Source organism: Chryseobacterium lactis, assembly GCF_003815875.1.
GTDB classification, from domain to species: Bacteria; Bacteroidota; Bacteroidia; order Flavobacteriales; family Weeksellaceae; genus Chryseobacterium; species Chryseobacterium lactis.
This window is the reverse complement of sequence record NZ_CP033924.1, coordinates 4,942,128-4,966,832: the sequence shown is the minus strand read 5'-3', so window position 1 is coordinate 4,966,832 and position 24,705 is coordinate 4,942,128. Positions and strand designations below refer to the sequence as shown.

Below are 24,705 nucleotides of genomic sequence, written 5' to 3'. Positions count from 1 at the left end.
GTTGTTATTGTATTGTTTTTATGAATAATGAACGGGCTTTCAGAATATTGAAAGCCCGTTCATTATATTTGTTTTAGAAGCGACATCCTGTTTCAGGAGGCTCGCAAGACCAGTAAGCAGGAGACCCGTTCTGAGCTTTGTTACGACATGCAATGTATCCCCCTTCACAATTCGGAGCATTTCCTCCATTAATTTTTTTTAGATCCGATGTTGCGAGTTTTTTTAGATTTTTCATGTTTGATAATTTGTTGATGGTTATACATAATTTTGAAAGACTGTGATTTTTATAAATAATAAGATAAATTAAAACCTTAATTGTATATAAAAACCAGAGTCCTGTTTTTTACATTGAATACGTTGAAATAGTTTATTTTATGGGCATTCTTGTGTATTCAGAACACATGTCCATCGAGGTGGAAAGCCATTTTTGCTGGGAATATAGCATGCGGTAGTTCCTGTAGGACAGTCGGGAGCATTACCTCCGTTAATTTTCTTTAAATCAGACTTTGTTAATTTTCTTGAATTTTTCATGTTTAATAGTTTGTAGTGTAAACAAATGTAGTATTTTTTTTAAATCATTAAATGCTTTGACGTTAATTTTAACATATTAATATTTTATGTTAAATGTAGGCAGCGGCTTATATTCAATCAGAATGCGAGCGGATTGACCAGATCCTTCCACAGCAACGCAGCTCGTTTGTGAGTACTTTAAAGTTGTTTATAGAGCCTTTACAACCAGAATAAAAACAAACCCGCTCCCGGAAATTTCCGGGAGCGGGTTTTAACAGATTTAAATATCTAAAACTGCCATATCAAATGACAGAAGTGATTTCTTACAACCCAATATTTTTAGTAGGTTTCAATTGTTTAAGAATGCTTTTTGGAATGGCATTTTTATGAACCAAAATAGCAGTAGACTTATATTCAACATAAGGTCTTGTTACATAAAGGTATCCTGCAAAGTCATTGGTTACACCCCATGAATTTTTTACCATATAATACTCCTTACCCGTTTGATCTTTAGCCAAACCTACGATATGCATTCCATGGTCATCCGTAGTTGAAAGGTTATTAAGCGCTTTCTGGCGCATATCCTCGGTAATGGTTTTATCTTTTTTAGGCTCTGTAAATAAAGTCTGCTTGTTTTCAGAAGTAATCTGATCAAGCTCCATATCAGGAACATAAGCAACCCCATTTTTGTAAGAGAAATAAGGTTCTGAAACGTCAGTAGCCCAACCTACAGAATATCCTTTTGTTACCGCATTATCAATAATTGCAGTAAGATCTTTCATCGGAACATTCCAGTCAGAATCATGGCTCCAGTTATCAGGAATCGGAACTACAAATTTCTGATAATAAGCATAGTCTTTGTAAGAAGATAATTCTACATAATCATCGGCATTAATTCCTACTACTTCTTTAGCAAATGTTTTAGGAGTATAATTTTTCCCTTCATAAGTGAAATTAGAAGGTACTTTTCCTAAATATTCATCAAGAATTGTATCTACAGAATCCATCCAGTTATCGGTAAGTTTTCCTTTAGATGAAGCCTGAACAAGACTATCAAGAACCGGTTTTATTTTCCCCTGCATTTCCTTGAAGTTGTTCGTGGTTTGTCCGGATTTTAATCCTGTATACACATCCTGTGGAACCGCTCCGTACTTTTTGTACATATTGATTACATCGTGAAGCTCTCCACCGTCACCCCAGCTGATGGCTCCATTATTTAAAACATATAATTTTGCTTTATCATGGTAAGAATTTCTGGCCGTGAAAATTTCAGCAAGATCGACAGGCTTTTTGCCCATTCTCTGCATTTCAGATTCCAGGAATGAATTTCCAGAATAACTCCAGCAAGTTCCCGATGAACCTTGGTTCTTTACTGAAGTCGCTCCAACGTCTTTTAGCGTTGTGAACTGGAAATTAGCATTTTGAGAGTGATTGTTTTTTAGTTTGTTGATTAAGTCATCTTGGGCAAACATCATACTTCCTGCAGACAAAACAAAAAGTAATGATGCCATTTTCGCATTTTTCATTACTATAAAAGATTATTTGTATTAATAGTCGTTACTAATAGAGATTTGTTACAACAGGAAAAGTTAAATTTGAAATGTAAGTTTTTGTTAAAAAAGTTAACCATGATTCCAACCCCAACAAAAGTTTCTGCATCTATCATAGTATAAAGCCTGACTATGGAACGAGAATTATTATTAGAATGTCAACGGAACGACCGCAACGCACAGCGGAAAGTTTACGAAAAAATGGCGGGCAAACTCTACTCCGTTTGTAGACGCTATTTAAAGAACGATGAAGATATAGAGGAGGTATTGGCCGATACCTTCTACAAAATTTTCACGAAGATCAACCAGCTTCAAACTCCTGAAACCTTTGAAGCCTGGACCAGGAAAATTGCAGTTAACGAATGCCTGCAGAAAATAAGAACCAACAAAGCCTTATTTATTTCCCTCGAAGAAAATATGGTGGATTCTCCGGATGGATCACCGGAAAATATTTCGTTTGAAAAAGATATTCTGAGCTTATTAAAGTTTCTCCCCGAAGGATGCAGGGCTATTTTCAATCTTTTTGCTATTGAAGGATATCCGCACAAGGAAATAGCTGCAATGCTTTCCATCAGCGAAGGAACATCAAAATCCCAGCTTAATTTTGCACGGAAAAAATTGCAGGAACTTTTAGTGAATCAAAACATTTAAACTTTACAACAATGGAAAATAATCATATAGATCAACAATTCAATGAAGCCTCTAAGCTTTCAGAAGAACCAAATGTTTTTCCTGGTTTTGAAAAAGTATGGGGAAAAATTGAAGAAAAATTAGATAAGAAAGAAGAAAATAAGAGAACTGTTCCTTTCTGGCTCCCTTATGGTATTGCTGCCAGTATTGCTATTGGCCTGGGTGCTTTCTATTTTCTTAACAACAAAGATATAGCGGAACCTGTAAAACCTGTTATCGCTGAAAATAGAATTTCAAAAGAACCGGCTGTCAGCCAGAATACTTACATAGCAGAAGTTGACAGTATCACAAAAAGGAATATTCAGAAAGAGAAAAGACACGCAAAACGACCTATAGAAAAATTGGCATCGAATATAGTTCCGGAACCGCTTAAGTCTTATGATGTGAGTATGCCACCCGCTCCACCAAAGACTGTTCCGCTACCATCATTATCCAAGGTTCAACCTGTTACCAATGACTATTATGTGGAATCAAAAACAGTGAGGGGAGATCATCAGAAAAGAAACAATGAGGAAGAGACCCAGCAAATTGATGAAGTGGTAGTAGTTGGATATAAGCCTAAAAAGGTTGAACATTCTGTAGGTAGCGCAGTAACCGTTTCCACATCGGAGATTGTATCGCAGCCTACAGTTCCATCAGCATTACAAGGAAGGGTTGCAGGACTTCAAATTACTTCAAGAGATAGCAGGAGAAAGAGAAAAGAGGAAATTAAAAATACGGCGAACAATATCAATTTAGGATATCTTGGTAGTAATAATCAGGTAATGATCAGAGGGGTTGCTTCCATTAATGCAGGAAATGAACCATTGTACATTATTAATGGAGAAGTTTCTAATTCCGAAGGATTAAGATCGCTCATCAATACCAAAAAAATCAAGACGTTAAATATTGTAAAAGGAACTGCTGCAACAGCAATATATGGCAGTAAAGCGGCAAACGGAGTCGTTGTTGTAACAACAAAAAGGCTTTCAAGAAAAGAGAAAAAAAGAATGGAGCAGCTTCAGGAAGAAATTGAAAAACAAAAACAAATTTCACCTGCCTCCAATGATGAAAGTTATGACTCTTTTGTTGAAAATCCTTTTGAATCAGCACATAGTCAACCGTTGTCAACCTTTTCCATCGATGTAGATAATGCTTCTTATTCCAATGTCAGAAGGATGATTAATAACGGTCAGGTTGTAGATAAAAATGCCGTGCGAATCGAGGAGATGATTAATTATTTTAAATATGATTATCCACAGCCTAAAAATGCGGAACCTTTTTCAATCAATACAGAATATAATGAATCACCATGGAATCCCGGCCATAAGCTTTTGAAAATAGGACTTCAGGGGAAAAATATTCCACAGGATCATTTGCCGGCATCCAATCTTATTTTTCTTATTGATGTTTCAGGATCGATGGATGAAGAAAATAAACTGCCTTTGCTGAAATCTTCATTCAAGGTGCTTTTGGATAGATTGAGACCAAAAGATAAAGTAGGAATTGTAGTCTATGCCGGAAGCGCCGGAATTGTTCTGCCACCAACTTCAGCCGGAGAAAAGTCAAAAATTATCGAAGCGTTGGATCATCTGCAGGCGGGAGGAAGTACCGCAGGAGGAGCAGGGATTGAACTCGCCTACAAACTGGCTCAGGAGAATTTTGTGAAAGATGGAAACAACCGCGTGATCATCGCTACTGACGGAGATTTTAATGTAGGTACCTCTTCCCAGTCGGATTTGAAAACCCTTATTGAAGACAAAAGAAAATCAGGTGTTTTCCTTACATGCTTAGGTTTTGGAATGGGCAATTATAAAGATAATACCTTGGAAACTCTTGCCGATAAAGGAAACGGGAACTATGCCTATATTGATAATCTACAGGAAGCAAATAAATTTTTAGGAAAAGAATTTGCAGGAAGTATGTATGCAATTGCCAAAGATGTGAAGATCCAGATTGAATTTAATCCTCAATATGTACAATCTTACCGCCTGATTGGTTACGAAAACAGAAAATTGAGAAATGAAGACTTTACCAATGATAAAATAGATGCAGGTGAATTGGGAAGCGGGCATACTGTTACCGCTCTGTATGAGATTATTCCTGCAGGTACAAAATCAGAATTCCTTCCAAAGGATAACGATCTGAAATATACACAAAATACCCCTGCGAAAGAATTTGGGGATGAATTGGCTACCATAAAATTCAGATATAAAAAACCTGACGGGGATAAAAGTCATGAAATGAGTCAGGTTATTAAAAATCTTGATCCGGGAATAACTTCTGCGAGTTCGGATTTTAAATTTGCCTCATCAGTAGCATGGTTTGGATTAGTGTTGAGAAATTCTGAACTCATCCGGAATAAAAATCTTTCCGATATTGAAAACCTTGCCAAACAAGGTAAAAATAAAGATGACGAAGGCTATCGATCAGAATTCATAAGGTTGATAGAAACCTATAAGACCATTCAAAAATAAATGTAAAAAAAGAAATTTCCCCGGAAGTTTCTTTTTTCATTATATCGTTTTGCTAATAAATTGATTATTAATGGGTTTCTGTGTTTTAACATTTATTAACGAAATTCAAAATTATTTTAATAATTTCCCTGCTTCAATTAATAAAGATGAGAAAAATTCTAATAACCATGTCAGGGCTTGTAGTATTAGCAAGCTGTACAACTCAAAAAACTACTGATACAAGCGGAGAACCTCAAAAATATAGTCTGCGAAAAGACAAAGATCAGGATGGTATTCCCAATAAACTGGATAAATGCCCTGAATCTGCCGGACCGGTTGAAAATGATGGCTGTCCATGGCCGGATACGGACAGTGATGGAGTAATCGACAAAGATGACGCCTGTCCTACAGTAGCCGGGCCACCGGAAAATAATGGATGTCCGTGGCCCGACACCGATGGCGACGGCGTTCTGGATAAAGATGATGCTTGTCCTACCGTTCCTGGGCTGCCGGAATATAATGGGTGCCCAAAACCGAAAACTATGGTGGCATCTGAAGTTATAAGTTCAAGGTCACAGATTGAACCGGGAAGAGTATATAATCATCAGGTCGAATCTGAGAAAACTACCAAAAAGACGAGTAAGACTGTTAATAAAAACATAGATTACGACAGTGAAGAATATGTCGCTTTAGTGGAAAACCCATTTGAACTGACTAAAAATCAACCTTTGTCAACGTTTTCTATTGATGTCGATAATGCCTCTTATTCCAATGTAAGAAGAATGATTAATTACGGGCGCAAAGTCGATAAAAATTCAGTAAGAGTGGAGGAGATGATCAATTATTTTAAATATGATTATCCACAGCCGGAAAAAAATCAACCGTTCTCCATTAATACGGAATATAGTGACGCATCCTGGAATCCGAACCATAAATTATTGAAAATAGGCCTTCAGGGAAAAAGAATTCCTATGGAGAATCTTCCGACGTCTAATATTGTTTTCCTGATAGATGTCTCGGGTTCTATGAGCGATGAGAATAAATTACCGTTATTAAAATCTTCACTCAAAGTTTTATTGGATCAGTTGAGACCTCAGGATAAGGTAGGAATTGTAGTCTATGCCGGAAATGCCGGAATGGTATTGCCGTCTACTTCTGCCAAAGAAAAATCGACTATTATTAAGGCACTTGATAATCTGCAAGCAGAAGGAAGTACCGCCGGAGGAGCAGGTATTGAACTGGCATATAAAATGGCTCAGGAAAACTTTATTAAAGGAGGAAATAACAGAGTTGTATTAGCCACTGACGGCGATTTTAACGTAGGACCGTCTTCTACAGCTGATCTTGAATCATTGATTGAGAAAAAAAGAGAAACCGGAATATATCTTACCTGCTTAGGCTACGGAATGGGGAATTATAAAGACAACCACATGGAAACTCTTGCCGATAAAGGAAATGGAAACTATGCTTACATTGATAATATGCAGGAAGCGAATAAGTTCTTAGGAAAGGAATTCGCGGGAAGTATCTATACGATCGCTAAAGATGTAAAAATCCAGATTGAATTCAATCCTAAGTTTGTAAAATCATATCGATTAATAGGATATGAAAACAGAAAACTGAGAAATGAAGATTTTGTCAACGATAAAATAGATGCCGGCGAATTAGGAAGCGGACACACCGTTACTGCTTTATATGAAATTATTCCTGTCGGCGTACAATCAGATTACCTTCCAAAAGTAAATCAGTTAAAGTATTCTGCGGTTACCACCAATACAAAAAATTCCGGTGATGAACTTGCTACGGTAAAATTCAGATATAAAAAACCGGATGGCAATACCAGTACAGAAATCAGTAAAGTAATTAAGAAAGAAGAAATATCACTGGCAAAAACAAGCCCGGATTTTAAGTTTGTGTCTTCTGTTGCCTGGTTCGGATTGGTTTTAAGAGATTCAAAATTAATTAAACATAAAGATTTAAATGCAATCAGCCATCTTGCAAAAGAAGGAAAAAGCAATGATGAAGAAGGCTATAGAAGTGAATTTATGAGATTGGTAGAAAGTTATAAATCAATAAAATAATGATAAAAGCAGGCATTCGTAATGAATGTCTGCTTTATTTTAAAATTAATTTTCAAAAATTATTGAAAATTCAAAAAATATAATTACATTTGTAATAGAAATTCAAAAATCAGATACAATGCAACTTTCAGAAGCCAAAGAAAAATACATTCAAACCTGGGGGACATTTGCGACCAATTGGGGAATCAATCGTACCATGGCACAGGTACATGCTTTGCTTTTGGCAAGTGTTAAGCCGCTTTCTACCGATGAGGTGATGGAGCAGCTGGAAATTTCAAGAGGAAATGCCAATATGAACCTCCGTGCTCTGATTGATTGGGGAATTGTGAGAAAAGAATTTATAAAAGGAGACCGGAAAGAATATTTTGTGGCAGAAAAAGATGTCTGGTATCTGTTTAAACAAATTACCAAAGAACGTAGAAAGAGAGAAATTGAGCCGGTAATTTCATTTTTAGAAGAGCTTAAAAATATTGAAGATAAGGATTCAGACGAAGCACAGGAATTTATCAAACTGATGAATGATTTCAGTTCTGTAACCGGGAAAATCAATAACATTATGGATCTGGCTATAAAAAGTGATGATCATTGGCTGGTAGGGAAAATAACCAATTTATTAAAATAGAAAGAGGATGAAAATCCTTTTTTCTTTCAAATAAACTTTCAAAAATTATTGAAAATATAATATTTTTAAAATGTTCAATATTATTTCATATATAATTTTTCTTGCGATCAGCTCATACATTACAGTAGATGTGGGTAGAAGGTGCTATAGAGCTGGAAAAGCGTATCTGAAATATCTGCTTCATGACGAAGGTCTTTGTCTGACAATTAACAGAATATTATTGGGATGTTACTATCTGCTCAACTTAGGGTACATCGCACTAAGCCTCACATTTTGGGAAAAGATCAGTACAATAGAAGAAACAGTGATCACCACTGCCATTCGTATCGGGGGTATTGTTATCATCCTTTGCCTATTACATTATGTGAATATTTTTACCCTTTATTTTTTAAGGAAAAAACTAACTTTAAAATAATACTATCATGACAACTACAGTTTTAACTGCCACGTACAATTTCTCAGCGTACATGATTTACTTACCGATCGTGATTGCCCTTACGATCTTGGTTTCACAGTTTTTATTTAAAAATTCAAAAACTTTTATGATTGATATTTTTCATCAAAAAGAAGATATTGCTTTGGCAACAAACTCTTTGTTTAAAATTGGCTTTTACCTTTTAAATATTGGTTTTGCGCTTTGTATTATCGAATTTGATCGGATTGAAACCCTGGAAAGACTTGTAGTAGCTCTAAGCACAAAAATCGGAGGCTTCTCTATATACCTCGGTCTGATGATGCTTTTGAACCTGCTCTTGTTCTTGAAAGGCCGCAAACATGCATTAAACAAAGATATAAAGATCAGATATGAAAACCTTAATATTTAAGATCTGGATGTATTTGACTTTCAGATCACAAAACAAAAGAACCAGAGGAGACTTTCTTAATCTTTAAAAATCAGAAAGTATGAAAGCTTTAAAAAACCACACCCTAATCTATGACAACGAATGTCCCATGTGTAACATCTATTCCAAAGGCTTTATCCAAAGCGGGATGCTTGATGAAAAGGGAAGAGAAGCATTTACGGAAATATCGGTAAAGACTAAAGAATTGGTCGATTTTAACCGGGCAAAAAATGAAATTGCCTTAGTTGATTATAATACCAACAAAGTAATATATGGCCTTGATAGCCTGCTTCTGATCATTGGAAACTCCTTCCCATTATTAGAAAAGATAGCGGGAACTCAACCTTTGTACTGGTTTTTTAAAAAACTATATTCTTTTGTTTCTTACAACCGAAAGCAGATTATTCCCTCATCGAAAGACCATACGGAAGAATCCTGTGTTCCTGACTTCAATCTGAAATACAGACTTGCATACATCGCCTTTGTAGTTATTTTTTCAGCTTATATTTTAAGCCTGTTTTCAGCAAAATTAAATATAGGACTCAGTCATAATTTTGGAAGAGAATTGGCTGTGTGCCTTGGTCAGCTCTTATGGCAGACCCTATTTCTGAGAATGTATTTGAAAGACAAAATCTGGGATTATCTTGGAAATATGATGACCGTTTCATTAATAGGAACATTACTTTTGATCCCGGCTCTATTGACAAATTTTACAGGTGTCTTCTATTTCATTTATTTCGGAGCGGTCGTTCTGATCATGTTACTGGAACATATGAGAAGATGTAAAATTTTGAAATTAAGCTATTGGCCAACCTTTTCATGGATACTGTTTCGAATGACCGCATTGATGCTGATTATACTCCTATCAATTTAAATTAAAACCTTTTTAAGATGTCAACAATTTACCTGGAAACTTTAATTGATGCCGATATTGATACAGTCTTTGATTTGGCAAGGAATATTGACCTGCACCAAAAATCAACAGCAAGAAGTAATGAAAGAGCCATTGCAGGACGTACATCCGGATTGATCGAAGAAAATGAAACAGTGACCTGGAGAGCAAAACATCTGGGAATCTATCAAAACCTGACCACCAAAATTATCAGCATGGAAAAACCTTTGCAGTTTACCGATGTAATGCAGAAGGGAGCTTTTAAATCCCTTCACCATCAGCATATTTTTAAAGAAACAGAAGGAAAAACACTGATGACCGACATCTTCGAATTTGAATCCCCATTAGGCATATTAGGTAACCTTTTCAACAGATTTTTTCTTAAACAATACCTGAAAAACTTTCTCCTGGAAAGAAACGAATTAATAAAAACTACCGCTGAATCATTAAGGAGCCCCAAAGGGGCGACTTATTCCAGAATAGAATGAAATTCTATCAAATTGTCAAAAAAATATCCATCAAAATATAAAAAACACCCATCATGATTTTTTTAAAAGCCGAATGGCGAAAATTAGCCATCATCAATTACGAAATAAATCCCGGGGTATTATTAAAATACCTGCCACAAGGTACCGAGCTGGATTTCTATAAAGGAAAATGCTATGTAAGTGTAGTAGGTTTTATGTTTTTAAATACAAAACTCTTAGGGATGCCGATTCCTTTTCACCGTAACTTTGAAGAAGTCAACCTGCGATTTTATGTAAAGAAAAAAGAAAACGGAATCTGGAAAAGAGGCGTGGTTTTTATCAAAGAAATAGTTCCTAAACCTGCTTTAAGCTTTGTAGCCAATTCCGTTTATAAAGAAAATTATCATACGATGCCTATGAGAAATCTGATTCATGAAAAAGAAGATGAGCTGCTTATCCAGTATTCCTGGAAAGATAAAAGCTGGCATTCTATCCGTATTACCGCTGATAATACAATGCAAAAAATGGAAGCTGACTCAGAATTTGAATTTATTACCGAGCATTACTGGGGCTTTACGAAAAAAGAAAACAGTGTTTCAGAATATGAAGTTTGCCATCCGAAATGGGATCATTATCTGGTGAAAGACTACCACCTGGATATTGATTTTAATAAAATCTACGGGCACGAATTTGATGACCTGAACCATCAGAAACCTATTTCAGTAATGCTGGCAGAAGGCTCTGAAATTGAAGTGAAAACAAAGAAAATACTGGCCTGAGAGAAACACAACATCATCCGATCCTTTCGAAACCCGCATCCCATTCACTTACAACATAACTTTAAATCATAAATAATGAAAATAATTATAGCCGGTGGCACCGGATTTCTCGGTGAAAATCTGGAACAATATTTTACCCAAAGAGGAAATCAGGTGTATATCCTTACCCGTCAACCCAAACGCGAAAATGAAGTCTATTGGGACGCAAAAACAATAGGGGATTGGAAGAGCATTCTTGAAAATGCAGATGTGTTGATAAACCTTACCGGAAAATCAGTGGATTGCCGCTACCATGAGAAAAACAAACAGGAGATCTATTCTTCAAGAATTGATAGTACCCGCATATTACAGGAAGCTGTTGATCACTGTTCTGAAAAACCAAAAATCTGGTTGAATGCCAGCTCAGCAACGATTTATGTGCATTCTGAAAAACATTTAAATACAGAAGAAGATGGCGTGATCGGGGATGATTTTTCAATGAATATATGTAAGAATTGGGAAAAAGAATTTTTTAACGTTAAAAATGAAGGAATAAGAAAAGTAGCCCTTAGAACTTCCATTGTTCTGGGGAATAACGGAGGAGCATTTCCAAAATTAAAAATGATCACTAAATTGGGTCTGGGAGGAAAACAAGGGCGGGGAAATCAAATGGTAAGCTGGATTCATATTGATGATTTCTGCAGAGCCGTAGACTGGATCATTGCTCATGATGATATTGCGGGAGCTATCAATATAACGGCTCCTGAACCTTTATCCAACGAACTTATGATGAAAAAGCTAAGGAAACTTATGAATATTCCATTCGGATTAAATGCTCCGGTTTGGCAACTTGAAATAGCGTCCCTGTTTTTGAACACAGAAACTGAATTATTATTGAAAAGTCGAAATGTTTTTCCTGAAAAACTGTTAAAAACCGGTTTTCAATTTACCTATTCAAACTTTGATACGACAATTTTTAACCTGTTGAAAAACTAGTATTTGTTAATTGAATAAGGATAATTAAATTAGTGAAAAATTAGTTCACTATGCCAGTCATAAAAAAAACAAAAAGCCTGTTGTTTTCTGCGATCCTGTTGAGTTCTGCATTGTTTTCACAGGCACACAATGTGTCTGAAGGATATTCGAAGCCTACAGACCCTCTTGTTCTTCAGAATCTGGAAGATTGGCAGGATCTGAAGTTCGGATTGTTCATGCATTGGGGAACATACAGCCAGTGGGGAATTGTGGAGAGCTGGAGTTTATGTCCTGAAGATGAATCCTGGACTCAGAGAAACCCGGAACATGGGAAATCTTATGACGAATATGTGAAGAATTATGAAAATCTTCAGACTACTTTTAACCCTGTACAATTTGATCCTGCAAAATGGGCAGAGGCAACAAAGAAGGCAGGAATGAAGTATGTTGTTTTTACGACAAAACATCATGATGGTTTTACCATGTTTGATTCACAACAAACCGATTATAAAATTACCTCTTCAAAAACACCTTTCTCAAAGAATCCTAAAGCTGATGTAACGAAAGAAATTTTTAATACATTCAGGAAAGATGGATTTAAAATCGGAGCTTATTTTTCAAAACCCGACTGGCATTCCGATGATTATTGGTGGCCGTATTTCCCGCCAAAAGACAGAAATGTGAATTATGATCCTAAAAAATATCCCGGGAGATGGGAAAATTTTAAAAAGTTTACCTTCAACCAACTCAATGAAATTACCTCTGGATATGGCAAAATTGATATCCTTTGGCTAGATGGAGGATGGGTAAGACCTTTTCGCACAATCGATCCCAAGGTAGAATGGCAACGAACGATTAAAGTTGAGCAGGATGTTGACATGGACAAGATAGGGAACATGGCCCGCAAAAATCAACCGGGAATTATTGTGGTAGACCGTACCGTTTCCGGAAAATGGGAAAATTACGTTACTCCGGAACAGGCTATTCCTGAACATGCACTGTCAATTCCTTGGGAAAGCTGTATTACGATGGGTGATTCTTTTTCTTATGTTCCGGATGATCACTATAAATCACCCCAGAAAATCATTGAAACATTGGTGAAAATCATCTCAAGAGGCGGAAACTATCTGATGAATATCGCTCCCGGACCCAATGGTGATTACGATGCCATTGTCTATGAAAGATTAAAGGAAATTTCCGGCTGGATGGAGAAAAACCAATCTGCTGTCTTTTCAACGAGAGTCATTGCTCCTTACCATGAAGAGAATTTTTATTACACCCAAAGTAAAGATGGGAATACCGTAAATGTTTTTCATCTTAATGATACAGTTGAATATAAAGCACCAGGTAACATTACTTTTACTGTTCCTGAATCATTTAATCCAAAATCATTAACGATTCTTGGTCTTCCTTCAAAAATTCAATGGAAAAAAACGGGAAGTCACATTGAAATTAAATTACCGGAAGAAAGATCCAAATTAAAATATGCCCTCGTAATTCAGATGAAAAAGTAGGTGTAAAAGTGAAAAAAGCAGAACGAAGTCCTGCCCTTTGAAAGATATAATATTTAATTTTTAATATTTTCTGGCTAAAAGAAGATTTAGCAAAAATGTACCGGTCCAGTTACTGTTATTAGAGCCATTGGCACCTATAAAATCAATTCTTGAAACGGATACAGTAAGTCTTGTTTTTCCTCCCGTTCCGTTGTTGGCCAGACTCACAAACGATGCGGTAAATACGTCAGGGAAACTGGAATTATTTCCTGCAGTAAGAATAGGGTACATATTGGTTACATTGAAAGGAGCTCCCTGATATTCATATACTATCATCATTCTACTGGCATTAGAATAAGCTGCAGTATGCGCGTAGGTAGTCGAAGATTTACTGATTACCCACCAAAGATCTGTTCCCGATCCTGTATCATATGAAGTTGTGGTATGGTTGGTCCAGTCTGCAACTCCCGGTGTTCCGTTTCCATGAGGTGGAATAGATAGCTGTGAACCATAAATCTCTACATTGCTGGGTTTAGGAAGAACAGTAAAAGATAAATCCCATGTTCCGCCGGTGGTATTCGTATTGTTGACCACTTCCGCATAGGCTCCCAATGGAATGACAAAAGAAGTAACCGGTGTATTGTCAATTCTTAGAGTATTACCACTCGATGCCTGAAGTGTAATAGCAGAAGTCGATATATTTTTAATCTTATAAATCCTTCCCGTATAACTTGTGGTTCCGGTTCCAATGACAGGCAGTGTAAATGTAGCATCACCCGTTCCGTTATAGGTCAGATAATGATCATTAGCCAGAATCGTATACGTATTGGCTGTAACTTGCTTATAGTTAGCTCCCAAAGAACCGTTCACAGCTAATGTACTATTAGGGGTTGTGGTGTTAATACCAACTTGTGCATTTAAAGATAATCCCCATAGTAAGAAAATCGAGATGCATTTTTTCATATTAATTATTTTTATTGATTTTAAGTAAAATTAAGAAAAATTAGCATTGAATTTTATTGCCAAACAGAACTTTAATAAAATTTTAAATTTAAATCCCTTTTTTTGGATTTTTTATCGGCTAATTGGTTTTGATTTCCTTTTTTTCGGCAATAAAAAATTTCACAAAAATGCTATTATGCGTCTACTTTTCTAATTTTTTTGCAAAACTAGAAAAAATATTATCTGTATTGGGTTAGGTTTTAATATATTTCCAATAACATGAAATAATTCATGTATTGGTGATGTTGTTTTGTTTTTAGACTAATCTGCAAGGGACTTCCAAATCTTCTGTTAAATAATAACTACAGCATAAACGGTGATACCCATCGGCAATAATCAATTCATTTTGCCCTCTTACCAATAGAATGGGGGAGAGCTTTTTATTCTTTTCAACTTTTTTCAGATTTTCTTTGACATGAATATTGGTTTCCGGAAGCAAAGCGAGCTTGCTGGCTCTCAAAATGTCTTTGGATTTTTTGGTGATTGTGGTTGCCTTTTTTAGTTTTTCTACCATTTTTTTCGCTTGATCCGGCTCAAAAAGAAGTTCCAGATAATCTTGTGCTGCAGGGAAATCATGATCTTCAGGCTCTTTTAACCAAAGTTTATCTCGGGTAAGCATATTTTTTTTCATAATTCTTTATTAATAAGGTAAATAAAATTATAAAAAATAGTTCATACTTGTACTTTTTACTTGAAGCAAAAAATATTGGTACAATATATGTAGATTCAACGATGAACCTGAATTAATTTAATCAATACTTATTAATTGTTTGAATTAATTTTTTTAAATATAAACATTATGAAAAAGTTATTCATTTCAACATTATTGCTATTAGGTTTATCAATGAATGTTTACGCGCAGAAACATCCTCCCGTTCCTCCACATCCATCAAAAAACGAATTGGTGAATATTAAAATGCAGGAACTGACTAAAAAATACAACACAGAAAAAAAACTGATTTTGAATCACCCGCTTGCTACCAAGAAAATGAAAAGAGATCAGATGAAAGCGCTGAATGAAAGATTTCAAGTTGAAAAGCGATTACTTCAAAAAGCAAAATAACAGAGATTTCTTACGTTTATTGAAATAGGAAGAACTATTTTTATATTTTTTCATTTTGAAAAGTTTTCAATTAAAAATAAAATATATTGAAAGAGAATGCGTTTTGTGTTCTCTTTTTTTGTTTAAAATTGAATGAAACCAGTCTTATTGATGCATTTTTAGATCACTCTACAGAAATAGATAACATCCAATATTTTTCCTTAAATTCGCATAAAAATTTTTAAAGTAATGAATTACGATATTATTGTCATTGGAAGTGGTCCTGGTGGATATGTTACTGCGATCAGAGCAGCACAATTGGGTTTCAAAACCGCAATTATCGAGAAAGAAAACTTAGGAGGAATCTGTCTTAACTGGGGATGTATTCCAACGAAAGCTTTATTGAAATCGGCTCAGGTTTTTCATTATATCAACCATGCTGAAGATTATGGTTTGAATAAAGTGGAGGCCAGCTTTGAGTTTCCTAATGTTATTCAGAGAAGCCGTGGTGTAGCCAACAAAATGAGCAAAGGAATCGAATTCTTAATGAAAAAGAATAAGATTGACGTAATTCTTGGTACTGCTACAGTACAAAAAGGGAAAAAAGTTTCTGTAACCGATAAAGACGGTAAAGTAACTGAATATGCGGGGAACCACATTATCATTGCTACAGGAGCTCGTTCAAGAGAATTACCAAACTTACCGCAAGATGGTAAAAAAGTAATCGGATACAGACAGGCATTATCTCTTCCTGAGCAACCTAAATCTATGATCGTTGTAGGTTCAGGAGCTATCGGAGTAGAATTTGCCGATTTCTATAATACAATGGGAACAAAAGTGACTGTTGTAGAATTTATGCCAAACATCGTTCCTGTAGAAGACGAAGAAATCTCTAAGCACCTGGAGAAATCTCTGAAAAAATCAGGTATCGAAATTATGACAAATGCTTCTGTAGAAAGCGTTGATACTTCAGGAGAAGGAGTAAAAGCGAATGTTAAAACGGCTAACGGAAACATTACTTTAGAAGCTGATATCTTATTATCTGCTGTAGGTATTGCTGCAAACATCGAAAATATCGGTTTAGAAGAAGTAGGAATCCAGACAGATAAAGGAAGAGTATTGGTCAACGAATGGTATGAAACGTCAGTACCTGGTTACTATGCAATTGGTGACCTTATCCCAACTCAGGCATTAGCTCACGTAGCTTCTGCAGAAGGAATCACTTGTGTTGAGAAAATCAAAGGAATGCACGTTGAGAAAATCGACTATGGCAATATCCCTGGATGTACATACTGTCACCCTGAAGTAGCTTCTGTAGGTCTTACAGAAAAGCAGGCTAAAGAAAAAGGATATGAAATCAAAGTAGGTAAATTCCCTCTTTCTGCAAGTGGTAAAGCAACTGCAAACGGAAATACAGATGGTTTCATCAAAGTAATTTTCGATGCTAAATATGGTGAGTGGTTAGGATGCCACATGATCGGTGAAGGCGTTACGGATATGGTTGCTGAAGCTGTTGTTGCCAGAAAACTTGAAACAACAGGTCATGAGATTATCAAGTCTATCCACCCGCACCCTACAGTTTCTGAAGCCATCATGGAGGCTGCTGCAGCTGCTTATGGTGAGGTGATTCACATCTAATCAATTATTTTAGTATACATATAAAAGCTCAGATTTATCTGGGCTTTTTTTATTTGATACTGATGGAAAATCTAAGCCATCAATAGGAAACTATTAAACCTGACAGGTTTCAAAAACCTGTTAGGTTTTTATTTCCTCCATATCTTTGTGTCTTGATAATATCTTAGCCTATCTAATCGTTTTCTGTTAAAATAATTTTAAAATCAACACATTTATAAAAATTAATCCAATTATCTCCCGGCGATTGCTTACATTTATTCTATGAATTTTGAAAAAGTAGGGCTTGTTTTATCAGGAGGTGGTACCAAAGGAATCGCTCATGCAGGGGTATTAAAATTCTTGAAAGAAAAAGACATAAAGACAGACATTCTTTCCTGCTGTAGTGCCGGATCAATTGTAGGATGTTTACACGCTATAGGAAAGACTCCTGAAGAGATTCTGGAGTTTTTTAATTCCGTATATTTTTTCAACTGGAAGCATTTCACCTTTAATCAGCCGGGATTGGTGTCTTCTATTATTTTCAGAAATTATCTTAAGCCGATTTTTCATGAGATGAAATTGGGTGATCTGGACATTGATGTCAGAATTGTCGCTACAGAACTGGTGGCGGGAACCCAGGCGATTTTTGATAAGGATTTTGAAATTGTGGATGCTATTATTGCTTCATGTTCCATTCCGGGGATTACGACGCCTTATCTTATTGATGAGAAAATGTATTGTGACGGCGGTGTTTTAAATAATTTTCCCGCAGATATTATCCGCGATGATTGTGATAAGCTGATCGGGGTATTTGTTTCACCACCCAACGAAGCTAAAATTGAAGATCTCAATTCGATTAAAGCAATCGTTTCCCGTTCATATGATCTCCTTTCCTACAGAATCGAAAAAGTGAAATTTGACTACTGCGACTGGTTTATCTCTTCTCAAAAACTATCTGCTTTTGGAACTTTTGAACGACGAAAAGACCGGCTGGAACAAATTTTTAATATTGGGTATGAAGCTGCAAAAGAAAGCTATGAATCCAGTCATTTTATCACAGAATTGAAACAATCCGGAACATAAAAAAATCCTGTATCACTACAGGATTGTATTTTTTTATAATCGGAAAGTTTAATCTGATCAACCAATCATTGCTTTATAGTAATTGACTGTTTTCCGTTTCCTCTCTTTTCAAACTAGTTTTTAACGACATATCCGTCCTGACGCACAATTTCCTGGTCGTTGCTGTCACTAACAGTCAGGGTGTAAGGTGCTTTTTTTGCAGAATCTGTCAGATAATTTCTCCAGATCTGGTAGGTATGGCCTTCATTACTGAACTGGATATAATAATTACCTCCCGTTCCATCAGGAATCAACTCTCCGTCACTGATAATCATGCTTGGTTTGGCAGTGATTTTAGCGTTGGCATTCCAGGATTGGTACAGATATTTACCATTAGGCTGCTTATCGATTCTTATCTTAAATTTTTTAGTTTTGATAATAACGGTCTTCGGTACTTTTTGAAGAGTAGAAGAGGTGATCGCAGGGTGAACTTTTGAATCTGATGGAACCTCTTTTGCATAAGCGAAAGAAAACTGAGCCAGGCAGAAAGTTCCTAATAATAGATGCTTAATCATATGATTTTTGGTTATTGGTTAACTTTTCAGATTCCATCAAATATGAAGCCATTGTAGGTGGTACTTTTTAACATCATATGACAAGTCCCGGGCTATTAAATAAAAATTAAGATTTCCACAGAATAACAAATGGAATATTATTAACCAATTTTGTCATTCCGTAGAAATCTCAATAATATATTTTAAAAGCTTGTAGGCCCTTTACTTATAAATTGCCGTATAACTTGCGAAAGCCTCTTCCAGGCTGTCAAATCTTCCTTTAAACTCATCAATAGGGCAATCCTGAAGGATGTTTCCCTGATGAATAAGAATGACTCTGGAACACAGTGCTTCCACCTCCTGCATAATGTGCGTAGACAGTAAAACCGTCTTTTGCTGACCAATCTCTTTCACCACATTTCGTATTTCGATAATTTGGTTAGGATCCAATCCGTTCGTTGGCTCATCCAGAATCAGAAGATCCGGCTGATGGATAATAGCTTGTGCCAGTCCAACACGTTGTTTATAACCTTTTGACAGTTGTCCTATCTTTTTTGATTTTTCCGGTGTGATTCCAACTAATTCAATTACTTCGTCTACTCTGGATTCCGGGATTTTGTGGATATTGGCAACAAACTGAAGATACTCTTTTACATACATTTCCAGATAAAGGGGATTGTTCTCAGGCAGGAACCCTATTTTTTTCTTGCTTTCGATCTCATGGCTGGAAATATTCATTCCGTTAAAGATAATCTCACCCTGATCAATTTTCAATGCACCCACAATAGATTTCATCAACGTCGATTTTCCTGCACCATTCGGTCCCAGCAGGCCAATGATTTCATTTTTGTCAATTGAGATATTGATGTTGTTAAGGGCTGTTTGCTCACCAAATTTTTTAGTTAAATTGATTATCTGAAGCGGCATAATGTTGAATGTCTTTTTGCAAAAATAAAATAAAAAAACTCATCCTGGAGAATGAGTTTCGCAATATTTATGAATTATAATTATTTTCTTGATTTTTTACTTCCTCCGCCTGAGGCAGGATTTGTGGTAGAGCCCTTCGTAGGATGGTTCGTAGCAGCAGGTTTGTCGTACATCGAATACTTACCATTTGTTCGTCCAAAAACTTTTTCAACCTGTTTTTGAGTTAAAAACTGGGATTTTCCTACATATTTTCGGTTTTTGTTGATATACTGAATAAACTGTACCGTCGGCTGGCCATAGTTTTTTTCATAATGAAGTTCTATGATATCATTAGGAAGCTCCAATACAATATTCTCCTCAGGAGCTGTTATAAAGCCATCCAGGATAAGCTTATACAAGCCTGAAACATCATTATTCAGGTTTTGAAATGAAAAAGCTCTGATCGTATTCAGGTTGCTGGTATTCAGATCCTGGTAATTGATCGTATATTTATCTTCTTTTTTATATAAACCTACGGAATTATCTTTACCAATTTCCACCAAGCTTTCATTTTTCAACACTTTAATCTGTGAGAAAACAGAAATACCGAACATACATGTAATAAGTAGAATTATTTTTCTCATGGAATGAATTTTAATGTTTTATAAATTGGTACCCATAAACTTACTCATAAAAAAGCTAAAAAGCAATTTTATTAGTTCAAACAAAAGTAATACTTTTTTTTAATATTGTTAAGAAGATCCTGTCGATGAAGAGCTCTTTACCGAAGGCTCAATAGAGTGTAAATCATCCGTTTATTACATTTTAATGAAAATTATTCTTTGCCACCTGATTGAATAAATTTTAAATACAATTGAATTTTAATCTGTTGAAAAACAATGTTATATATGTGTTTTTTGAAAGTTTGGTTTAAAAAAATATTAAAATTAAACTTATAACAACTTATTCTTTGAAACATTGGAAACGAAAGTGTCAAACTCGTGCTTATAGCTTCTTCCAACCGGAATTTGATAACTGCCGAGATGTACCTCATTATTGTTGAATGCCGTAACGAATTCAGGATTGATGATAAAAGACCGGTGGATTCTTATAAATCCTCTCGACGCTAATACCGCTTCCAGATCAGTAATTTTACTCTTAGAAATAAAGCTTTCATGAGTCTTCAAAACTATTTTAACATCATTTCCCTGACTTTCAATATAAATAATCTGAGAAAGGATAAGTTTCCGGTGCATTCCTTCTGCCCTGATCAGGATAAAATTTTCCAGTGAATCTGTATTGTTTCTCAAGACCCGCTCCACCGCTTTAAAGAAACGTTCAAACGTAACAGGTTTCAACAAATAATCTACCGCTTCCAATTCAAATCCTTCGATAGCGAAATCGCGATAAGCAGTGGTGAAAATAGTTTTTGGTTTTTGTGGAAGTGACTTTAGGAAATCAATTCCGTTTAAATGGGGCATTTCAATATCAAGGAACATCAGATCTACCGGATGATTCTGAAGGATTTTATAGGCCGCCATGGCAGTTTCTGCTTTGGCAACCAGTTTTAAATGATCTATTTTGGAGATATGATTCTCCAATAGTGCCGTTGCCAGAGGTTCGTCATCTACAATGATACAATTAATCATATTGTGAAGGAGTGGTTATTTCAACTTTAAAAATATTGTTTTCCTGTGAGATTTGGCAGGAAAAATCATGCTGATAATGGTAGTGCAGTTGTTTTTTTATATTCTGTAGCCCGATTCCCTGTTCATGAGTATCCTGATCTCCTGTGGAGGTATTTTCAATGCTAAAGACGGAATGTCTGTGATTCGTTTCCACCTGGATATTGATTTCCGTAAGGCCGGAATTTTTCCCTGCACCATGTTTGAAGGCATTTTCTACCAAGGTCAGATAGAGTAGTGGCGGAATGGTATTGGAAGAATGTAATTCATATTTTTTGTTAATTTTCAGTCTTTCATCATAATACCTGAGACTTTCCAAGGCTATATAATCGTCAATAATGCTGAGTTCTTCAGATACGGAAACCCATTTTTTCTGTCCCTTGTATAAACTATAATCCAAAATATCAGAAAGCTGGCTGATGGATTGTGAAGTTTTATCAGAATTAGTGAGTGAAAGGGAATAGATGTTATTCAATGTATTAAACAAAAAATGTGGATGGAGCTGGGCTTTAAGCGATTTTAATTCGAGGTCTGATTTTTCTTTCTGCAGCCGGATTGTATTTTCTTTTTCATCTTTATACCTGATAATAAACAGGATGGAAATAAAGATAAAAGCTCCACTGATAAGGGGGAAAGTGTAGTGAAATAAAAGGTATCTGATATCTGTAAAAATACTGAAAAAGCTGTCTTTTACCTCATTCATAAAAAACGGTTCGGCCACATAAACAATAAAAATTCTGTTGATAACCGAAATGAAATAGAGACTGAGAAGCAGATATAATGAAAATTCAAGATATTTTTTTCGATCGAAAAAATGACGGATAAGAATATAGTAAATAAAATTGGCTCCTATAATCTGAAAAATCCAGTGACAGAAGTTATAAATGACAGATTCTTTATATAACCCGCCTTCATATTCTCCATAAGTTCTCGCCGTACCAAATAAAAATAAAGCAATCCAAAAGAAAAGCTGGAAATAGAAATTCTGCCTGAAAGAAATGTCTGCTTTGATTTTCATAATCTTCAAAAATATAAAAAACCGAGAGGAGAACGGGCGGAAGTATGTAAAAGGTGGTAAAATAATGACAAATGTCGGTATTTGAACCACAGACGACCTGTTTAACTATTGATAGGTAATAAGCTGCTTTCTAAGTCTGATGTTCAAAAAAACTCAGGAATTTAACAAGATTTGCACTAAAAAAATATGGAGCAACGTTCTGAAAGGTTTTACGGATTAGATCATCTGCGGGCTGCGGCTATTATGCTGGTTTTATTATATCATTACCGTGCTTTTAAGCATCCTGACTGGATTGACAGTGTAGGAAGGTTTGGCTGGACGGGAGTTGATCTCTTTTTTGTGCTGAGTGGTTTTTTGATTTCGAATCAATTGTTTAAAGAATTAAAAAACAGGGAAGCTATTAGTTTAAAAACCTTTTATATCAAGCGTTTTTTCAGAATTATTCCTCCTTACGCTTTTACGCTTTTCCTGTACTTTACATTTCCTTTTTTCAGGGAAAGAGAGGCACTTCCTTCGGTATGGAAATTTGTTACTTTTACCCAGAATTATGGATTGAATGTTATTGATCGGGGAACTTTTTCCCACGCCTGGTCATTATGTATTGAAGAACAGTTTTATCTTTTTCTTCCTTTGCTTCTGCTGATTTTGATGAGGACCAGATTTTTCAGATATCTTCCGGTTTTAATCGCATTTGTTGTTATCCTTTCCCTTGCTGCCCGGTTCATCACATGGAATACATTGTTAGCTTCAGCTGATAATAACTCGCTGGAATTCTGGCGGTCGTGGTACATGAACATCTATTATCCTACCCATACCAGACTGGATGGCCTGGGAATCGGGGTTCTGATCGGTTATTTGATGCAGTATTCCGCTAGGTTTGAAAGTATAGTACATCATAATGGGAACAGGTTATTTCTGCTGGGAATACTGTTGTTGGGAATGTCATTCTGGATCTGCAATGAACAAGCCTCACAAGGAGCTTCCATTTTCGGTTTTACGCTGGTAGCAGTAAGCTATGGAATTATTGTTATGTCAGCGGTTTCCGCATCTTCTTTTCTTTCGCGGTCAACATCTTATATAACGACACAGGTGGCTTCTTTATCGTATGCCATTTATCTTTCCCACAAAGGAATTATTCATATGCTCCAGAAAGCTATGGACTCTGTGAATATTGAAACATCAGATACTATAAGCTTTTTTCTTTGTCTGTTATTTTGTGTCGGAGGCGGAGTATTTTACAGGTTTATTATTGAAAAAAGATTTTTAAAAATAAAAAATAAGATGGTAGAAGTATCTTCTATTTTGAAGTAATCATTTTCAGTACTGCATTTTTTATAGCAGCCTCTTTCAGGCTCCAATACTCTCTGTTTTCGGGCATTTGATTTTCAAGAACAATCAAACTGGTGTCCACAGATGGAAAATATACATTGAGACAAGTGAAACCATCGCCGAGACCTGTCACAGCATAATAATCAAGCCCGGATTCTTTGATGATTCTCACGTTATAGCCAAATCCCATATTTTCTTTTCCAAAAACATTATGTTGAGAGCTTGTAGAAGCGGTGAGCATCTGTTTCTTGTATGGTGGTGAGAGGAGCTGCCCTTTAAACAATGCCTGATTCCATTTTGCAAGATCCTGTACTGTGGAAATCACTCCTGCTGCGGGAAGAATGTCGTCATTTAAAAATGATTTTTCTACCTTTTTAAACTGATTGTTTTCATTCATATATCCGGGTACAAGAGAATGATTATTGCTGATGTTGTATACAAATGTCTTTTCCATTTTCAGTTTTTTGAAAAGTGAAGTGGCCAGTTCAGCAAAGCTTTTCCCGGTGGTGTTATGAAGGATTTCGCCCAGAAGCATATAAGAAAGGTTGCCGTATTTGAACTGGCTTCCAGCCTTAAAAGCAGAAGGTTTATTTAGATCTGTAATGCCATGAGTATGATTTAAAAGCTGGTGTATTGTGATGGTGTCGGCCCAGGTTTGGGTCAGAGAAGGCAAGTACTTTTTAATGGGAGTCTGAAGACTTATTTTCCCCTGCTCAGCTGCTTGTAAAATTAAAACAGCAGTGACTTGTTTTGAATTAGACATAATTTCAAACTGATCATCAGTTTTCAAAGGAGTTTTCTTATCAAAATCTTTATAGCCATTGGATTTCAGGTATTGTACCTTTCCATTTTGAGAGAGTAATACAACACCATTGAATGGTAATGGAGTGGAGGCAGAGATAATGCTATCTATTTTTTTTAAATGAAAATCTGCTTTTTGTTGTGAAAAAAGTGGTACGCAGGAAAGACATATGAATAGTGTGAAAATAATTTTCGCCTTCATGTTTTGGATGGTTTAAAAGTTTTTGTTTCCAAATATAAGTATTTCAGCACTGTTCTTTACTGGTATTGAAATTTTTTATGCCTCTATCAGGAAGGATTTAAAGAAATTATATTATAGAAATTTTGATGTGAAAAAAATAAAAACCTCCTTTTTCTCCAAAAGGAGGTTGTAT

At 35.7% G+C, this 24,705-nt stretch carries 26 protein-coding genes; 15 read left to right on the top strand and 11 right to left on the bottom strand.

Annotated features, from left to right (window positions below; genetic code table 11):
• Positions 1-73: 73 nt before the first annotated feature.
• The 3 genes from EG342_RS25790 to EG342_RS22130 form a co-directional block, all read right to left on the bottom strand.
• Complete coding sequence (locus tag EG342_RS25790; protein ID WP_407919932.1) at positions 74-235, bottom strand: bacteriocin-like protein; 162 nt, start codon at positions 233-235, stop codon at positions 74-76.
• A gap of 137 nt (positions 236-372) precedes the next feature.
• Positions 373-531, bottom strand: coding sequence for a bacteriocin-like protein (locus EG342_RS25280; protein ID WP_164465220.1), 159 nt, complete (start codon positions 529-531; stop codon positions 373-375).
• 302 nt (positions 532-833) lie between these two features.
• The gene (locus EG342_RS22130) at positions 834-2,036 is read right to left on the bottom strand and encodes a C1 family peptidase (protein WP_103290076.1); all 1,203 of its coding nucleotides are present in this window, start codon (positions 2,034-2,036) and stop codon (positions 834-836) included.
• A gap of 156 nt (positions 2,037-2,192) precedes the next feature.
• On the opposite strand from EG342_RS22130, the gene EG342_RS22125 reads away from it, so the two are divergent.
• The 11 genes from EG342_RS22125 (at position 2,193) to EG342_RS22075 (ending at position 13,336) form a co-directional block, all read left to right on the top strand.
• Positions 2,193-2,711 carry an RNA polymerase sigma factor gene (locus tag EG342_RS22125; RefSeq protein ID WP_103290073.1) on the top strand — a complete coding sequence of 173 codons (519 nt, stop codon included), beginning with the start codon at positions 2,193-2,195 and terminating at the stop codon, positions 2,709-2,711.
• 11 nt (positions 2,712-2,722) lie between these two features.
• Positions 2,723-5,206: a vWA domain-containing protein gene (locus tag EG342_RS22120; protein WP_103290071.1), complete on the top strand. Its 2,484-nt coding sequence runs from the start codon at positions 2,723-2,725 to the stop codon at positions 5,204-5,206.
• A gap of 146 nt (positions 5,207-5,352) precedes the next feature.
• On the top strand, positions 5,353-7,266 hold the full coding sequence (locus tag EG342_RS22115) for a YfbK domain-containing protein (protein WP_103290069.1): 1,914 nt from the start codon (positions 5,353-5,355) through the stop codon (positions 7,264-7,266).
• A 118-nt stretch (positions 7,267-7,384) separates the two neighbouring features.
• Complete coding sequence (locus EG342_RS22110; RefSeq protein ID WP_103290066.1) at positions 7,385-7,888, top strand: GbsR/MarR family transcriptional regulator; 504 nt, start codon at positions 7,385-7,387, stop codon at positions 7,886-7,888.
• Positions 7,889-7,958: 70 nt separating this feature from the next.
• Entirely contained in the window at positions 7,959-8,303 is a 345-nt protein-coding gene (locus tag EG342_RS22105) for a hypothetical protein (RefSeq protein WP_123868156.1), read from the top strand.
• 7 nt (positions 8,304-8,310) lie between these two features.
• A complete protein-coding gene (locus tag EG342_RS22100; protein ID WP_103290063.1) occupies positions 8,311-8,712 on the top strand; it encodes a hypothetical protein in 402 nt (133 codons plus the stop codon).
• Between the two features lie 79 nt (positions 8,713-8,791).
• Positions 8,792-9,604 carry a DCC1-like thiol-disulfide oxidoreductase family protein gene (locus EG342_RS22095; protein WP_123868155.1) on the top strand — a complete coding sequence of 271 codons (813 nt, stop codon included), beginning with the start codon at positions 8,792-8,794 and terminating at the stop codon, positions 9,602-9,604.
• Between the two features lie 17 nt (positions 9,605-9,621).
• The gene (locus tag EG342_RS22090) at positions 9,622-10,110 is read left to right on the top strand and encodes an SRPBCC family protein (protein ID WP_103290058.1); all 489 of its coding nucleotides are present in this window, start codon (positions 9,622-9,624) and stop codon (positions 10,108-10,110) included.
• Positions 10,111-10,163: 53 nt separating this feature from the next.
• The gene (locus tag EG342_RS22085; RefSeq protein ID WP_103290055.1) at positions 10,164-10,868 is read left to right on the top strand and encodes a YqjF family protein; all 705 of its coding nucleotides are present in this window, start codon (positions 10,164-10,166) and stop codon (positions 10,866-10,868) included.
• A gap of 75 nt (positions 10,869-10,943) precedes the next feature.
• Positions 10,944-11,843 carry a TIGR01777 family oxidoreductase gene (locus tag EG342_RS22080; protein WP_103290052.1) on the top strand — a complete coding sequence of 300 codons (900 nt, stop codon included), beginning with the start codon at positions 10,944-10,946 and terminating at the stop codon, positions 11,841-11,843.
• 50 nt (positions 11,844-11,893) lie between these two features.
• A complete protein-coding gene (locus EG342_RS22075; RefSeq protein WP_103290050.1) occupies positions 11,894-13,336 on the top strand; it encodes an alpha-L-fucosidase in 1,443 nt (480 codons plus the stop codon).
• A 60-nt stretch (positions 13,337-13,396) separates the two neighbouring features.
• On the opposite strand, the gene EG342_RS22070 is transcribed toward EG342_RS22075, so the two are convergent.
• On the bottom strand, positions 13,397-14,278 hold the full coding sequence (locus EG342_RS22070; RefSeq protein ID WP_103290047.1) for a hypothetical protein: 882 nt from the start codon (positions 14,276-14,278) through the stop codon (positions 13,397-13,399).
• Between the two features lie 295 nt (positions 14,279-14,573).
• A complete protein-coding gene (locus EG342_RS22065) occupies positions 14,574-14,948 on the bottom strand; it encodes a hypothetical protein (RefSeq protein ID WP_103290044.1) in 375 nt (124 codons plus the stop codon).
• A gap of 168 nt (positions 14,949-15,116) precedes the next feature.
• On the opposite strand from EG342_RS22065, the gene EG342_RS22060 reads away from it, so the two are divergent.
• From EG342_RS22060 to EG342_RS22050, 3 genes are all read left to right on the top strand, one after another.
• Entirely contained in the window at positions 15,117-15,380 is a 264-nt protein-coding gene (locus tag EG342_RS22060; RefSeq protein WP_246008686.1) for a hypothetical protein, read from the top strand.
• Positions 15,381-15,608: 228 nt separating this feature from the next.
• Positions 15,609-16,997, top strand: a complete 1,389-nt coding sequence (lpdA, locus tag EG342_RS22055) for a dihydrolipoyl dehydrogenase (RefSeq protein WP_103290041.1) — start codon at positions 15,609-15,611, stop codon at positions 16,995-16,997.
• A gap of 261 nt (positions 16,998-17,258) precedes the next feature.
• Positions 17,259-18,059 (top strand): patatin-like phospholipase family protein, encoded by an 801-nt coding sequence (locus tag EG342_RS22050; protein ID WP_103290039.1) that lies wholly within the window; start codon positions 17,259-17,261, stop codon positions 18,057-18,059.
• 113 nt (positions 18,060-18,172) lie between these two features.
• Here EG342_RS22050 and EG342_RS22045 read toward each other — a convergent pair whose 3' ends face one another.
• From EG342_RS22045 to EG342_RS22025, 5 genes are all read right to left on the bottom strand, one after another.
• Positions 18,173-18,613, bottom strand: a complete 441-nt coding sequence (locus EG342_RS22045) for a hypothetical protein (protein ID WP_103290036.1) — start codon at positions 18,611-18,613, stop codon at positions 18,173-18,175.
• Positions 18,614-18,814: 201 nt separating this feature from the next.
• Positions 18,815-19,519 carry an ABC transporter ATP-binding protein gene (locus EG342_RS22040; protein WP_103290034.1) on the bottom strand — a complete coding sequence of 235 codons (705 nt, stop codon included), beginning with the start codon at positions 19,517-19,519 and terminating at the stop codon, positions 18,815-18,817.
• Between the two features lie 80 nt (positions 19,520-19,599).
• The gene (locus EG342_RS22035; protein ID WP_246008685.1) at positions 19,600-20,142 is read right to left on the bottom strand and encodes a hypothetical protein; all 543 of its coding nucleotides are present in this window, start codon (positions 20,140-20,142) and stop codon (positions 19,600-19,602) included.
• A 309-nt stretch (positions 20,143-20,451) separates the two neighbouring features.
• On the bottom strand, positions 20,452-21,147 hold the full coding sequence (locus EG342_RS22030; RefSeq protein ID WP_103290031.1) for a LytR/AlgR family response regulator transcription factor: 696 nt from the start codon (positions 21,145-21,147) through the stop codon (positions 20,452-20,454).
• Positions 21,140-22,201 carry a sensor histidine kinase gene (locus EG342_RS22025; RefSeq protein WP_246008684.1) on the bottom strand — a complete coding sequence of 354 codons (1,062 nt, stop codon included), beginning with the start codon at positions 22,199-22,201 and terminating at the stop codon, positions 21,140-21,142. The genes EG342_RS22030 and EG342_RS22025 overlap by 8 nt, the downstream gene beginning before the upstream one ends.
• 186 nt (positions 22,202-22,387) lie before the next feature.
• Between EG342_RS22025 and EG342_RS22020 the strand changes: the two genes are divergently transcribed.
• Complete coding sequence (locus tag EG342_RS22020) at positions 22,388-23,512, top strand: acyltransferase family protein (RefSeq protein WP_103290028.1); 1,125 nt, start codon at positions 22,388-22,390, stop codon at positions 23,510-23,512.
• Here EG342_RS22020 and EG342_RS22015 read toward each other — a convergent pair.
• Positions 23,499-24,533 (bottom strand): serine hydrolase domain-containing protein, encoded by a 1,035-nt coding sequence (locus EG342_RS22015; RefSeq protein ID WP_103290026.1) that lies wholly within the window; start codon positions 24,531-24,533, stop codon positions 23,499-23,501. The genes EG342_RS22020 and EG342_RS22015 overlap by 14 nt on opposite strands.
• Positions 24,534-24,705 lie beyond the last annotated feature (172 nt).